This is a genomic window from Paenibacillus sp. TSA_86.1 (assembly GCF_052691815.1).
In genome coordinates this window covers 536,085-551,099 of record NZ_JBQZGE010000001.1, presented here as the reverse complement: position 1 = coordinate 551,099, position 15,015 = coordinate 536,085, and the positions used below count along the sequence as shown (strand labels likewise).

Below are 15,015 nucleotides of genomic sequence, written 5' to 3'. Positions count from 1 at the left end.
CGCCATGTTCATTTTCCATCGACACTGCTGCTTCATGTGCACCGTCTTACTTCTCTATCGACCTTGTATCTCTTTCGATCTGTTTATATCCGTTCTGGCATTTCTTCATCTATTCGTTCTTCTGCATTCTGCTCCGCAAGGTAAGCAAGGTAACCATTCTCACGATTCAGCAGTTCACGGTGAGTACCCATGTCAACAACCTCTCCATCCCGCATGTAGATCACCTGATCTGCGCGCTCAATCAAAGATAACCGATGAGTGACAGCTATAATCGTTGTGTCATACTCTGTTGCTAAAACCGTAAATAGCTCATTCAACTGTTGCTCATGCCACGGGTCTTGTGAGGAGGTTGGTTCATCCAGCAATAAAATTTCCGGTTTTCTTAACACTGCTCTGGCGAGACTGATCCGTTGAAGTTCTCCGCCAGACATGTGTCCCCCTTGCGGCTGAAGCTCTGTCTTGTAACCGTCCGTCTGGTTCATAATGGTGTCATGAGCAAGAGTCATACGGGCAGCAAGCTGCACCTCTTCAGCAGACAAACCTTCTGCGCCAAATCTAATATTCTCCTCTACGGTTCCTGAGAAAATGAAGGCTTGTTGTGGAACATAAACGTGCTTTATACCCCTTTCTATGTCCTGATCAGGGTATTTAAGGGCCGCCAATCCCACAGAGTCCTTATAGGCAAGCGCTGAATTATTTGAGTTATTTGGATTATTCATCTGGATTGAACCGCTCGCAGGTGCATGTAAACCAGCTATCACTTTAAGTAAAGTTGTTTTTCCGCATCCACTAGGGCCTGTAATTACCGTAAGTTTGCCTTTGGCGGCTGTAAAAGAAATGTTCGATAACACTTTTTCTTGCTCTGCATATCTGTAGAATACCTTGTCTACATGAACACCTTGGGTCATAAACTTGAGCTGCGGCTGAGCGGCAGCTGGTTTCTTTTTTTCCAAATCCAACATTTCAAACACACGAGCCGCCTGAGAAGCCGATCCAATCACTTTACTCCATAGCCCTGACAGTGCTTCAATCGGACGTGTCAACTGACTGCTTGCGACGAGAAAAGCCGCCAATCCACCCACATCCATATGTCCATGCAACACCTGTATTCCACCGAGATACAAAATCAGGATCATGCCCCCGTAAGTAGAAACCCGTGCAGCAGCCTCCGTCATACGCTGTAAAACCGAAACAGACATCGTACGCTTAAATACTTGATTCATTCGTCTGCTAAACTGCTGCTGCATATAACCCGAAAGTCCGTAGCTGCGGATTTCCACCGGGGCTTGAATGATATCCGTAAGCAATTCATCCCTCTCCGCTGCACTTGCATTCAATCGGTCATGTTCTCGCTGCAGTTTTCTTCCAAGTCCTGCCGTTACCAGCGGATAGATTAATGTGAACGCAATAATGGCAAGAGCAAGTTGCAGGTTCACCCAGCTGAAATAGGCAAATGCCAGAAGCAATTGAATCATATTTTTCGCAAGTTCTATCCCGTGTTGATTGATGCCTTTCTGAGCCTCCGTAGCTGAAGTCCATACTCTGGATGTGAGATCCCCCGTATGATACTTTGCCAGTTCTTGTGTATCTGTTCGTGCAAGGGAATGTAGCAGCCTGGACTGTAAAAACACCTGGGTCTTCTGTTTCAATAACGTCTCCGACCATGTTGTGAATAGGCTTACAATGACACGTAGCACGACAATCGAAAAGCCGATGATCAACCCTGAATACATTAGAGAAAACTGTGATTCCGCTGCGCCTTTGACCAATCTGCGAATGGATTCCAGATATCCTACTTCTACCAGCGAGGCGGCCAAAGCTGCAATGAGCAGTGGGATGATGAACATGCGATATTTTCCGGTTAATGTCCATAACCGTGTCAGTATTTGGATAGGCTTATACGTTCTTTTGTCTGTTATCGTTTGGTCGGCTAACATATGTAATTACTCCAATCTTGTCATCAAATTAAGTATCTGGTTATGATATCATCAGTGATAAGGAAAAAATGAACATTTCTTGCTATCCCCTATAAATCAGGACGAAATAAGGAGTTTCTATATGCAACCAGATCTACTACAGACATTGGATACGTTGTTTGATTACATAGAAGACCATATTCATGAGAAGCTGACACTCGATCATCTTGCATCGATAACCCACATCTCCAAATTCCATCTGCATCGCATGTTTAAACATGCCAGCGGCCAGTTACCTGGAGAGTATATTCGTGCTCGCAAATTAGCCCGTAGTCTGGAGCAACTGGTCGATCTGAACTGGAAAATTATCGATATTAGCGGACATTATTCTTTTGAACATGAGCAGTCTTACATTCGGGCTTTCAAACAGGCCTTTGGGATAACCCCCCTGCAATACCGCAAACAGGGTGCTGGTGATTTACAGTTTACGGCTCGTATGACTTCGTCGATGATTACGATCCTTCCGTATGGATACATTTTTCATCCGATTTATGTACGGAAACCTGCGATGAAGCTTATCGGTCAGCAATCCCGGATTCGATATGTGGATAACGAGGAATATTATAAATCCAATTCCGCAGGCAACCTTTTTTACGAAAAGTACTTTCATCTGATCCCTAACGTGCTGCACGACAACGTATACATTGGATTGACCAGTGAGATTAAAGAACACTACAGTACCTATCAGCCATCTGTTGAAGTTACGAGTTTGGAAGAGATCCCCGAAGAACTGAACGGCATCGAAGTACCTGCCAATCAGTATGCCGTGTTCAAGTTTGTCTGTGATTTCCATCCAAGCCTGATTAATATCGATCATCTGGATAGTGTATGGACGTTTATCGATGAATACTGGCAAAGTCATTCCGGATACAGCAAAAGTGATGCTTATTATTTTGAAAGAATAGACGGCAGTCTAGCCCAGGAGCATTACGGAGAACTGGATATTTATATCCCTGCCAAACAGATTACGCTCTAAAGGAAGGTGCATGATTACGACAAAAGATAGAACTCCTCGCCCGGATTCATCTCCGATAAACGCACACCAATCTTGGGTTCTCAGGCATCCAAACACTTCAATATTCATCGCCTTGTTTATGTTGCCCATCGTGGCGTTAACGCTTTTCTTTACGCTCCGGCCCTATCTTTCCACATTTGATCGTTCGGGTGAGGGCGATCTGAGCTCGTCCATGTCATCCCCAAATGGGGAATACACGGCCGAACTATACGGTGTTCCCTACGGCGGCGCAGCAGGCGGGGTGACGATCTGGGTAGACGTACGGAAAACAGCGGATTCAAACGCTTCGAATGCCAAAAGCATCTATCGCGCAGAGTTTCATGGCGGAAATCACCTCGAATGGGAAAGTGACAATACCCTTCGCATTGAAAACTGGAGCGAGTATAGTAACGAGACGGTTACCTTGAATATAGATGAAGAAATTTATGATGGATGGGGCTGGGCTTGCAGCAGCTTGCGCACAAAAGACCAGTATGTCCGATGTTTGTCACCTGAATCGTGATCAACATGTGCTGATGAAATATCATGTCATGACAACTTCGCTTGGGAAAATGGTTATGAACGATAAGTTCAGTTGTTTTAAACTTGGTATACACTGTTCATACTAAAACAAAGTAAAAAGCAAACCCCGTTTACCGACTTTCTCGGCTAAACGGGGTTTGCTTTTTATTAGGCCTCTGTAGTAAGACCATTATTTGAATGCTATATTTGATTGCTAATCTGGTTGCTATATTTGAAAACTATTATGATTCCGTTTCAGCAATGGATTGCTAGCTTCATTCTGTTGAATACCTCATCTTCACTTTCCGTATTTGTTCCTTCTTCCATATGTTACCCTTCGCTTTCTTTCCGCTGTTTGCGAATCACGGCTTCGAGCTTCTCCCGATTCCCGATCAGGCCTGGATCATCCGGCAGATAATGTCTAGCTTTGGTGTTATGCAAAAGCGCCTGCTCCCAGTTGCCCAAATGGGCATAACAGAGCGAGAGCCGGGCATGTGGCAGCCACGTGCGGCATGCCGCAGGTACGGGGCGCAGACCCGGATCGCGGCTGCTCACATCCACCGCCTGCATATACCAATAGATGGCGGTGACGATCTCTTGCCGCTCATGGAAGCAGGCGGCAATGGCGCAGCAGAAATCGGCATGCGGCAAGTCGTACTGGAACGACTGCAGCAATGCGCCCAGCTTACGGCCCGGCTCGCCAAGCCGCTCATAACATTCCGCCAGCCTTGCGCAGGCAATGAGCCGATCTTCGCGGTAACCGCTGGGCTGCTCCAGCAGCTTCGCGTAACCGCGTGCCGCCGCCGCGTAGCGCTGGCGGTCATAACATTCGCCTGCATAGTAGAACAGCAGGCGTCCCTGGGCTATGCCCTCTTCGGCGATCCATTTGCGCAGAATGCGCACGTTTCGCGCCGAATGATTGCCCGCCTCGCGGCGATGGGTGACGGCAATATCTGCCGTAAAAACCTCGCCTTGCGGGAAGCGCAGCTGCTCGTGCAGCCGGCCATGCCAGCGGCAACCGGCATCCCGCCTGACCAGGCGAAGCCGGCGGTCCGCTACCAGCGGACTTCCCTCCGGCCCCTCGGCCAGCGTATAACCCATAATCACACCCGCCGTCTTGCCTCCGGACGGCAGCTGCTCCTTCAACACGGCAAGCTTAGCCCGTTCCGCGGGCAACAGCACGTCATCCGCATCCAGCCACAGGATATACTCCTGTGTGGCTCGGGCGAATGACTCATTCCGCGCTGCAGCAAAGTCCTCATTCCATGTATACGTATAGACCCGGTCGGTATACTTTGCAGCGATGTCCATCGTTCGATCCGACGACCCCGTATCCAGAATAATAATCTCATCCATAAGGTCAGCCACCGATTCAAGACACCTTGCCAGTGTGCGTTCTTCGTTCTTCACAATCATACACAAACTGATGGTGATCACGTTTTGAGCCCCTTCCTGCCGTACGCGTACTGATTCACACAACCAAAGAGATTAAGCAACTTGTAAAAATCTAGAATTTCTAACGATCACAGATGACGCTATTTAGCACATTTCAGCGCTTTTGAAAATCTAACGATCACAGATGAGCCTATTTTCGTATTTCAGGCCAAAATTTGAGGGAAATCACTGAATTTAAAGCAAATAACGTCGCTGGTGATCGTTAGAATTCTGTGAGCTTCAAAATGACCTAAATAAGGCTTCTGGTGATCGTTAGAAAAACTTGCCTCATGAATACGCTATATTCTCTACAGTAATTGGTACTGGTACTGGGAGTGTTGCTACTGCTGCTGACTTTAAGTGTAGGTGGTACTCATGCTAAGAGTGTGGTCGGTGATATTGATACTTGAGTTAGCGCAGTTACTTTTTTGTAAAGTGTGGGGAGTTAAGGTTAGGGTTTGTGTGGTTTGTGTGGTTTGTGTGGTTTGTGTGGTTTGTGTGGTTTGTGAAGTTATTGTTCGTTTAGCTAGTGCTGTTAGTGTGCTAGTACCGTAGTGTTGATGTGATTGCGTTATTTCTAATCGTGTCGATGGTCCACATGCTAGTGGTACAGTTGCTGCTGTTAGGCTTGATTTCGTGGTTAATGTTGATGTTCACGATGAGAGTTGTGTGCAGTGTCCGTTCTTCTTCTGCAGTCGCTGATAGTGGTACTTGAGTTAGAGCAGTTACCTTTTTTTTGTAAAGCGTGAGGAGTAAAGGTTAGTGTTTGTGTAGTTAGTGTTTGTGTAGTTAGTGTTTGTGTAGTTAGTGTTTGTGTAGTTAGTGTTTGTGTAGTTAGTGTTTGTGTAGTTAGTGTTTGTGTAGTTAGTGTTTGTGTAGTTACCGTACTACCACTGTGATTGTAGTTTTGTTACTGGTGTCACCACATACTAATGCTACAGTTGCTCATGTCAGGTTTAAGGTGTTGGTGTTGGTGTTGGTCTAACGACGCTGCTTCTCCACTTACCCTTCCTCATTCTCCTGACGACGAAGCCGTTTCAGCTGATCCACGGCACTGTCCAGCGCTTTTTTACGCTGTTTCATGGAGCGTAGATGTTGCTGCTCGACCTCTACAAAATGAGTATGATCCAGCTTCATCCAATCCAGCACTTGATTCACGGCAGGTTTGATATCAAGCTGTACTTTCTGCCGTTTACGCGCCACACAACATAGATATTTATGATGCACTTCCAGTTTCCATACTTCAAAATACGGTAATAAACACATCGCCAGATTACTCGCATAGAACGTCTGCTTATGATCATAGAATGGATGATAGCCATAAGGAACGGTAACGATGAGTGTACCTTCCTCTCCAAGCAGCCGGTGAATCTGCAACAGCAGTGTCTCCGGATGAGCAAAATGTTCCAGCACTTCCCCTAGCAGGACAGTGTCAAACGTAGTTCTCGCCTTCCATTGCGTGATGTCCAGCATGCGGAAATCGACATGGTTGCGGACGGGCTTGGATTCTTTAGCCAGCTCCTCTTGCGCATAGCGGATACTTTCCTCCTCCAAATCCACGCCTGTCACCCGAAAGCCTTCACGCCCCAGCAAAATAGACGTAATTCCCTGGCTGCATCCCACATCCAAAATACGTTTGCCTGTGGTTTCCCGGCACATCCAGTGCACACGGGTCCTCGTCGCTTCATGAGAATCTTCGGAATTAATCTCTCCGTAATAACGTTCGTTCACCCGATCATGATTTGCCATAGCCATCTCCCGTTTTCCCGTGCACATTTTTCATATCTTGATCCGCCCAGCCATCGTCTTGGATTCCATGCGATTCACCGTTCTCTTTCTCTGCACCTTCACCCGAGGGAACGCTCTCGCGTTTCGTACCCGGATATCTTTCATTTTGTCCTTTTACGTCTGCCCCTGCTGAATCTTTCTCTCTCGTGGTCTGGCCGCTGTTACTATGACCTTTCGATCCTGACGCTTCATGCTCTGTATCTTGAAATTCCTCTTTCTCCATCCCCTGTTCCTCATGCTCTACATGTTCTGTTTCCGCAAGTTCAGCATCTTCCACAACTTCTTCATATTTCTCATGTTCCTCATGGCCTGCATGTTTTAGATATTCTGATTGGACACCCTTTTCCCTTTCAGCACCCTGACCCTTCTCCTGCTCCAAGCTGTGTACTCTCCCATGGTCATTTCGCTCCGGTTGACCGAGTACAACGATATGGTCTCCTTGGTATCCAGCCGTGGCGTTGCGTGTATCAAAAATAAGCGGTGCATGATCCGCCATCTCCTGGTAATCAAACGCAGAGTGGTCGGTTGTGATGATCACCAGATCAGCCCATGTCCACAATTCGGGCGAAGCAGGCCTGGACTGGAGCATGGAGCCATCATCTTGACGGAATACGGGCACCATCGGATCGGTGAAAACAACGTCGGCGCCCGCTGCGCTCAGTAGCCGAAAGACGTCGAGCGCAGGGGATTCGCGCAGGTCGTCAATATCTTTTTTGTACGCCATACCCGCCAGTACAACGCGGGCGCCGCGAATAGAATGACCACGTTGTTCCAGCAGGGCTGCTGCACGCTGAACTACGTGATCTGGCATCTGCCGGTTCGTCGCATCTGCAAGCTCAATGAACCGCAGCTCCGATCCCTGGCGATTGGCTGCCCATGATAGATAGATCGGATCAATCGGAATGCAGTGCCCGCCAATACCCGGTCCAGGATAAAACGGCATATATCCAAACGGCTTCGTTGCCGCTGCCTGTAACACCTCCCAGATATCCACGCCCATCTGCTCACAAGCCGGGGTTAACTCGTTAACCAGCGCAATGTTTACGCTGCGAAACGTATTTTCGAACAGTTTGGCTGTCTCGGCAACCGTTGTCGAGCTAACAGGCACGACTTCGTTCAGAAACGAACCGTAGAATTGTGTTCCATAACTCAGACAGGCGGGAGTCGAACCGCCGATGATTTTCGGAGTGTTTTTCACCCCGTAATGCACACTGCCCGGATCGACTCGCTCCGGAGAATAACAGACATGGAAATGTTCACCTGCAGTCCAGCCGCGCGCTGCTTCTACGGGCTGTTTCACATGCTCTTCCGTCGTGCCCGGATACGTGGTGCTCTCCAGAATAACAAGGCTAGCCTGCTGGAGATAGGGGATCATGCCCCCCACGGCTGATGAAATATAAGATATATCCGGCTGATGTTCATCCGTTAACGGAGTCGGTACACAGATTACGATGACATCCGCGTTAGCTACTGCCGCATAATCTGTACCTGCCGTCAACAAATTCGCTTCCAGCAGCGATTGAATTACCTCATCTTCAATGCCAATGATATAGGAATGACCTGCGCGGAGCTTTGCCACTTTAGCTGCATCAATATCGATACCGTGCACCTGGTAACCGGACTGTGCCATCTCAACGGCCATCGGCAGACCCACGTAACCAAGACCGATGACAACAGCCTTCAGGGAGCGGTCATGAATGCATTGAAGCGTGGTCTTCTGCGGTTTCGGGTAGAGCTGTTTTAATCGCTGCTGTTTCCGGCCACGGTGCTCTGCTGGAGCCTGTGCCTGCTTCTCCTTTTCTTCTTGCCCTTTCTCTTCGGGATACAGGCTGTTTTCACTCATCTCTTCCACCTCCAAACGTTCCGCCTCCCTTCCGTTAGTTGATATACCCTCCTGCCCGCAGAAATGCTGCAATCGCCGGTTTATTCATCATTTCACTGTCTGAGCGATACTGGTCGAACTTCACATGTGGCAACGGATCATAATGCTTCGTCAGTCCTTGGTCGGGATGCTCTGGCAAAATGACATAATACTGCGCATCGTACTGGCGAGTACGCGGTGCTTCAAATGGCGAGATCAGCACTTCGTGCAGCTTCTCCCCCGGACGGATGCCTGTCACTTTGTAATCGCCTGACGGGCGACCTGCCTGTTCGAGCATGACGGAAGCCAGTTCGGTCATATTGCAAGCTTTCATTTTCATGACGAAGGTTTCTCCGCCCACCGCCGCTTCCGCTGCTTTGAGCAATAAATGAATGGCCTCGGTACGTGTCAGGAAAAAGCGAGTCATGCCTTCGTCCGTGATGGTCAGGCTTTTGCCTTCATCAATCTGCCGCTGGAACAAAGGCACTACACTGCCGCTTGTACCCAGCACATTGCCGCCGCGGATACATACAAAACGCGTTTTCTCGCTCAGCCAGTTGGCACGAATCATCATTTTTTCACCCAGCGCTTTGGTCATGCCATATACGTTAATCGGATCGACTGCCTTGTCGGTGGATACGTCAATGACTTTTGGAATCCCCATACGGATGGCCGCCCGAATAATATTCTGTGTCCCAATCACATTTGTTTTAAATGCTTCATCTGGCTGATCCTCACAGACCGGAACATGCTTGAGCGCGGCCAGATGAAAGAGCACATCTACACCTTGGCATGCCTCCTCCACTGCTCGGTAATCCCGAATATCTCCAATGATAAAACGCAGACGCGGATCATGATTGAACTCCCGCTGCATTGCAATCTGAGCATACTCGTTCCGAGACAGCAGTCGAATCTCCGCCGGGTTCTGCGCGAGCAGTACCTCCGTTAGCTTCTGGCCCCAGGAGCCCGTTCCTCCGGTGATCAGAATCGTTTGTCCTTGAATCATGGATGAATCCCTCCTGTTCAGATCATGAATTCACGTAAAACCTGCGCCATCTCTTCGCGGCTCAAGCGGTCTTTAGGCGGTACTTTTTTGACCGACGTATTGCTGGCATGCACGATATTAACGTAGTTCCGCGGTGCAAGCAGTTCATGCGGCAAATCGATGACATTGCCATGCGTGCCTCGGCCCGGAAGTTTAACACGATATCCAGCGGCATATTCCGCCGTTTTGTAGAGATATACATAAAATTGAGGTGAACGGTGAAATGCCGGAGCCATCTCATTGTTTACGCTGTCCCACAGATAACCATTCTGGTTGATCAGCGCCATCGTACCCGGCTGCGGCTGCACATCATAGAGCTGTTGCACAAATGTTTTGTGATACAGATCATCCGAATCCAGACGGGCAATGTAGATGTCCTCTACATCTTTGGCAAACTCCAATATGGCTCGCACACTCTCAATATGAGTTCCAAAACGAATATTCGAAGGCAGCGGCTCCTGCCCCGCCAGAATCTCCTGCATCAGTTCTCCGGATTCCTTCGAAAGCTTCACTACCGTCAGGAAATCCTGATTCGTCTGGGCCTTGAGGCAGTGCAGTGTAAACGTGCGAAAAATCGTCATGCGACGCTCCAGCCATTCGCGGGTCAGCCGCTGCGGATCTAACCCGTAGTTATTGAAGTTAATCTCAATCACAACTTTCCTGGACATACCCTTCCTCCTCATGAACGCTGTAAGCCCGTTTGGCCGAGCCGAGTACAGTCGTTTTCATAGTTTTCGAAAATGAAAGCTAGCATCTACAAAACTCTTTCCTCGCGCTGATCCCTTTCACGTAAATACTCTCTTAAAATGTCAGCACTGTATAACGTATGAAAGCTCAAACATTCCGGCACCGACATATGTACTGAATTTCTTATAAATAGATTGATATACATCCCAAGTTATCTCTTAAGGGTCTAACACACAGATCACGGTTTCTCTTGCAACATAGAATAGAGGAGCTTTATTTTCAAAGGGGGCAGGCATTCAAATGAATTCGATTTATCTGGAAATGCAGGGTGTGCTGGATCAGCTTGAAACAGCCTTGAGCGAGCAGCGTCCATTCTCTCTCGTGCGTGTGGGAGATGGCGAAAATATTGTCATGTCACAAGAATCCGTATGGCCTATGGAGCAGGTGCTACAAGAACGCTGGGCGGTCAAAGCCAATCTCGGACAAAAGGGACTGCGGCTTCCCAACCTGAAGATGCGGGACGAAGTCGCTGCTTCGTTGAAAAGAGCCACCATTGTGGGTGTCCTTCCACGTGGAGACAGCACCATCAAGGCTCCGGATTACCTTAAGCGGCCGCTGACCGATATGATCTTTGCTCACTACGGCATCGCGCCTGCGCTCACCTGTCATGCTTGTGTGAATCGTGAACTTGTGCAAGTACCTCGGTTTTGGCAGATGCTTGCCGGCAAACGTGTGTTGCTTGTAACGCGTGAACTGGATGAGTTACAGGCCGCACTCGTTAAGGAGCCTTATCACCTCGACATCGTAAGTACACTGGCTTTTGACAACTATGATCAGATGGATGAGACCTTGCAATGGATTCAAACCCATCAGGATGACTTTGATGTTGCTCTGTTCTCTTGCGGGGTTAACGCCGTCATTCTTGCAGAACGAACAGCAGCACTGGCAGGTAAAGTCGCCATCGATTTCGGCAAAGCCAACAACATGATTTTGAAAGGACGCGCCAACTAAGTTCCATCTACTGTTTTCAGTTCTTCTTCATTCCCATGATCGATAGCTCCGTTTGTATATCTCTACTTCTCCCTTTCCTTCTATATCAATTACTTTCAACTCTCTCTTATAAATCAATGCTCTTACAATCCCGCTTCATCTCAAACTCAAAATCCCCGCCTACGAAGGCGGGGATTTTGAGTTATATCTTGATTGGAATGATCTTGATTGCAATGTAGCTGAAACGGGTACAACAAACGTTACTATAAGATGGTCTCTCTAAAGTCTTTCAAAGCTCCTTTAGTTGGTCGCGGCAATACCGTAGAACATCTCCGGTCCCGTTCGCACAGCTGTGGATACACCGGAGATGAACGACGTATATACATTTTCCAGCGCTGGTGGTGCAGCCAAATCCTGAGCTGTAAACGAATGGAACTCGGCTCCGCCATTTTGTCCGATTGTACCTTCTGCACGATAGATGATGAAGAACGGGTCGTACACAAAACCACGCACAATCTCTACAACAAACGTATCGCCCAGTTCTCCCGTAACACCTACCGTGCCGTTGAAGGTAATGATCGGATTAATGACCCCCTGGGTCTGAAGACCGATTACACCGAAGGGTTCAGGAGATTCAGACAAAGGTAAGCCTGGTGCCCCTACGTATCCCGAGTTCTCCGAGGTTCTCATATCGAGAAACACGCCCATGAAGTAACACCTCCAATGCTATGGGATATCATATCCTATGAATCTGAAATCTCTTCGGATTGGATGGTTGGCAGATTTGATGAACCTATTTTTAATTCCGTGCGGATAATGGTATATTGAACTGCATAACGAAATGAACGGATCGTATGCACACAAAGGGTACAGGCTGTTCAGAAGGAGATAGTTATTTATGAATAAACGCAAACGCTCAACTGGCGGTACATCTGCCAAAGGAAAATCATACGGAGGTTCTTCCAAGCCGCATTCCGGCCGCTCCAATACTTCATCATCCAAACCGAATTCCCCTCGCTCGGGAGAGGATACGAATAAGGTTTCAGCTTCCCATTCGTCCGCGGCGCCTGCAAAAAGCGGTGGTAAAGTCGCCAAACCGGCTAAAACATCCAAGCGTCCAGGCAATGCACACTATCGCAAGTCCGAACCGCCACGTCAGTACAAAGTAACGGAACCGGATGAACTGCTGAATTTCCTGCTGAAACATCTGAAGTCCGGACGAAATGCCGTAAAATCCATTTTGGGTCGTGGGCAAGTATCCGTGAATGAGAAAGTGGTGACCAAGTTTAATGAGCCGCTGACGCCTGGACAGGTCGTGTTCATCAGCAAAGAAGGTGCAGTCGCCGCTCCTTCCCTGACGGGCATTAACATTTTGCATGAAGACGACGACATCATTGTTATTCGCAAGGAAGCGGGATTATTGTCCATCGCAGCGGATAAAAGTGATGATCTGACCGCTTATCGCCAGCTGATGTCACATGTGCGTCGTACCAACGAACTGAACCGGATTTTCATCGTGCATCGTCTGGATCGGGACACCTCGGGTGTGATGATGTTTGCCAAAAGCGAAGAGGTTCAACAGCAACTGCAAAATAACTGGAAAGAAAACGTACAGGACCGTGTTTATGTCGCACTGGTTGAAGGCGCGGTAGCTCAAGAAGAAGGTACGATCTCCTCTTGGCTCAAGGAAACCAAAACACTCAAGATGTACTCCAGTTCCCGTCCAAACGACGGGCAACATGCGGTTACGCATTACAAACGGCTGAAGTCGAACCGTGAGTTCTCCCTGCTGGAGGTTCGTCTGGAAACGGGTCGTAAAAATCAGATTCGTGTGCATATGGAAGACCTGGGACATCCGATTGCCGGGGATCGTAAATACGGCGCACGCACGAGAGATCTTGGACGTCTGGGATTGCATGCACGCGTACTGTCATTCATCCATCCGACGACAGGCAAGCTGATGACATTCGAAACGGATATTCCGAAGCCATTCCTGTATCCGTTCCGCGGAGAAGCTACACCTGCACAATAACGTGCTCATACGAAGACGGACAACCGACTAAGATGCCGTTCCTCACGGACTCATTGTCCGTCTGAAAGGAGGTTAACACGTTTGCAAAACCTGTTCATAACCGGCTACCGCGCACATGAACTGCAAATTTTCGGTCAGAAGCATGAGGGCATACCCTACATTAAAAAAGCCATCGCCTCCCGCCTTACACCTCTTGTGGAAGATGGCTTGGAATGGGTGCTTACTCCAGGTCAATACGGTGTCGACCTTTGGGCCTGCGAGGTTGTGTTGGAGCTGAAACAGAGCTATCCACATCTGAAGCTGTCGATTATCACTGCTTTTCAGAACCCGGAGGAACAATGGAAAGAAGACAAGCAGGAGTACTACCGTTCCATTCTGGCTGGGGTAGACTATTATGGTGCAATTAGCAAACAGCCATATATCGGGCCATGGCAATTCACCGCACGGGACGATCTGCTGCTGCGCAAAAGCGATGGTCTGCTACTCGTCTATGACGAAGATGCCGGCGAAGGTAGCCCACGTTTTGTAAAAGAAAAGGCCATCAAAAAACAACAAAACGAGCATTATCCCATCATTACGGTAACTTCCGAGGATATTCAATCTGTCGCGGAGGAAGAACGTATGAATGATTTTGCTTATGATGGGGACATCCCCTTCTAACTTTGGATGCTGTACGGCAAATTGCTGTGCAGTATTTTTTTCTGACTGGACTCCGTTTTTATTGGACTCTTAAGCTGAACTCAAGGAGTACGTCCGCTCGCCACAAATGGGAAACTCATGTTTTTTTTCGGGCAAGGTTGGGTATAAGTAGTATTAAAACTGCGATTTTTATGTCGTATGGGATAAAGGGGAACTGCAACCATGACTTTAACGCCAGAGCAGCGCATTCAGCTGCACGGGTTCAACAACCTCACCAAGTCACTCAGTTTCAATATGTACGATATCTGTTACACCAAGACCAAAGAAGAACGTGAAGCTTACATTGAATATATCGATGAACAATATAACGCAGACCGACTGACTCATATTTTGAAAAATGTATCGGACATCATCGGAGCACACGTCCTGAATGTCGCGCAGCAGGATTATGTTCCCCAAGGCGCCAGTGTAACGATGCTGGTCTCGGAAGGCCCTATTGTCGAGATTCCCGAAGAATCCTTCGATGAATCGCCTGGACCCCTGCCCGATAATGTCGTCATGCAGCTGGATAAAAGTCACATTACAGTGCATACGTATCCCGAATTCCACCCCAGCGAGGGCATCAGCACCTTCCGTGCCGATATCGATGTGTCGACCTGTGGTGAGATTTCACCGCTGAAAGCGCTGAATTACCTGATTCATTCTTTTGATACGGACATTATGATTATGGATTACCGGGTACGCGGTTTTACAAGGGATACGAGCGGTCGCAAGCTGTTTATTGACCATGAGATCAGTTCGATTCAGAATTACATTCCGGACGAGATCAAAAGCGGCTTTGATATGATTGACGTGAACGTCTATCAGGAGAATATTTTCCACACCAAATGTAAGCTCAAGGAATTTGATCTGGATAATTATCTGTTCGGTTACACTAAGGAGAAGCTTAGTAAAGCCGAGCAGCAGGAAATCACCGAGTGGCTGAAGCTGGAGATGGACGAAATTTATTACGGCAAAAATATAGACCGTTCTTCCTGATTGGACAGA

The 15,015-nt window shown here is 48.1% G+C and carries 13 protein-coding genes; 6 read left to right on the top strand and 7 right to left on the bottom strand.

All coding sequences use genetic code 11. From position 1 onward, the window contains the following. Positions 1-83: 83 nt before the first annotated feature. Positions 84-1,937, bottom strand: coding sequence for an ABC transporter ATP-binding protein (locus tag ACUTVW_RS02415; RefSeq protein ID WP_445644302.1), 1,854 nt, complete (start codon positions 1,935-1,937; stop codon positions 84-86). A 121-nt stretch (positions 1,938-2,058) separates the two neighbouring features. Here ACUTVW_RS02415 and ACUTVW_RS02410 point away from each other — a divergent pair, with 121 nt between their 5' ends. Together ACUTVW_RS02410 and ACUTVW_RS02405 are read left to right on the top strand one after the other, a co-directional pair. Continuing rightward, positions 2,059-2,952 (top strand): AraC family transcriptional regulator, encoded by an 894-nt coding sequence (locus ACUTVW_RS02410; RefSeq protein ID WP_445644301.1) that lies wholly within the window; start codon positions 2,059-2,061, stop codon positions 2,950-2,952. Positions 2,953-2,962: 10 nt separating this feature from the next. Continuing rightward, entirely contained in the window at positions 2,963-3,493 is a 531-nt protein-coding gene (locus ACUTVW_RS02405; RefSeq protein ID WP_445644300.1) for a DUF5412 family protein, read from the top strand. 329 nt (positions 3,494-3,822) lie between these two features. Here ACUTVW_RS02405 and ACUTVW_RS02400 read toward each other — a convergent pair whose 3' ends face one another. From ACUTVW_RS02400 to ACUTVW_RS02380, 5 genes are all read right to left on the bottom strand, one after another. Then, on the bottom strand, positions 3,823-4,929 hold the full coding sequence (locus ACUTVW_RS02400; protein ID WP_445644299.1) for a glycosyltransferase: 1,107 nt from the start codon (positions 4,927-4,929) through the stop codon (positions 3,823-3,825). A gap of 999 nt (positions 4,930-5,928) precedes the next feature. Beyond that, positions 5,929-6,675, bottom strand: a complete 747-nt coding sequence (locus ACUTVW_RS02395) for a class I SAM-dependent methyltransferase (protein WP_445644298.1) — start codon at positions 6,673-6,675, stop codon at positions 5,929-5,931. Beyond that, a complete protein-coding gene (locus tag ACUTVW_RS02390) occupies positions 6,662-8,557 on the bottom strand; it encodes a nucleotide sugar dehydrogenase (RefSeq protein ID WP_445644297.1) in 1,896 nt (631 codons plus the stop codon). Before ACUTVW_RS02390 ends, ACUTVW_RS02395 begins: the two co-directional genes overlap by 14 nt. Positions 8,558-8,591: 34 nt before the next feature. Then, entirely contained in the window at positions 8,592-9,581 is a 990-nt protein-coding gene (locus tag ACUTVW_RS02385; RefSeq protein ID WP_445644296.1) for a polysaccharide biosynthesis protein, read from the bottom strand. A 17-nt stretch (positions 9,582-9,598) separates the two neighbouring features. Beyond that, positions 9,599-10,288 carry a glycosyltransferase gene (locus tag ACUTVW_RS02380; RefSeq protein ID WP_445644295.1) on the bottom strand — a complete coding sequence of 230 codons (690 nt, stop codon included), beginning with the start codon at positions 10,286-10,288 and terminating at the stop codon, positions 9,599-9,601. Between the two features lie 319 nt (positions 10,289-10,607). On the opposite strand from ACUTVW_RS02380, the gene ACUTVW_RS02375 reads away from it, so the two are divergent. Then, positions 10,608-11,318: a GT-D fold domain-containing glycosyltransferase gene (locus tag ACUTVW_RS02375; RefSeq protein WP_445644294.1), complete on the top strand. Its 711-nt coding sequence runs from the start codon at positions 10,608-10,610 to the stop codon at positions 11,316-11,318. 279 nt (positions 11,319-11,597) lie between these two features. Here ACUTVW_RS02375 and ACUTVW_RS02370 read toward each other — a convergent pair whose 3' ends face one another. Further along, on the bottom strand, positions 11,598-12,005 hold the full coding sequence (locus tag ACUTVW_RS02370; RefSeq protein ID WP_445644293.1) for a hypothetical protein: 408 nt from the start codon (positions 12,003-12,005) through the stop codon (positions 11,598-11,600). Positions 12,006-12,195: 190 nt separating this feature from the next. On the opposite strand from ACUTVW_RS02370, the gene ACUTVW_RS02365 reads away from it, so the two are divergent. From ACUTVW_RS02365 to speD, 3 genes are all read left to right on the top strand, one after another. Beyond that, on the top strand, positions 12,196-13,329 hold the full coding sequence (locus ACUTVW_RS02365) for an RluA family pseudouridine synthase (protein ID WP_445644292.1): 1,134 nt from the start codon (positions 12,196-12,198) through the stop codon (positions 13,327-13,329). Positions 13,330-13,410: 81 nt separating this feature from the next. Then, a complete protein-coding gene (locus ACUTVW_RS02360) occupies positions 13,411-13,989 on the top strand; it encodes a DUF1273 domain-containing protein (protein ID WP_445644291.1) in 579 nt (192 codons plus the stop codon). Positions 13,990-14,190: 201 nt separating this feature from the next. Further along, positions 14,191-15,006 carry an adenosylmethionine decarboxylase gene (gene speD, locus ACUTVW_RS02355; protein WP_445644290.1) on the top strand — a complete coding sequence of 272 codons (816 nt, stop codon included), beginning with the start codon at positions 14,191-14,193 and terminating at the stop codon, positions 15,004-15,006. The last annotated feature ends 9 nt before the right edge of the window (positions 15,007-15,015 follow it).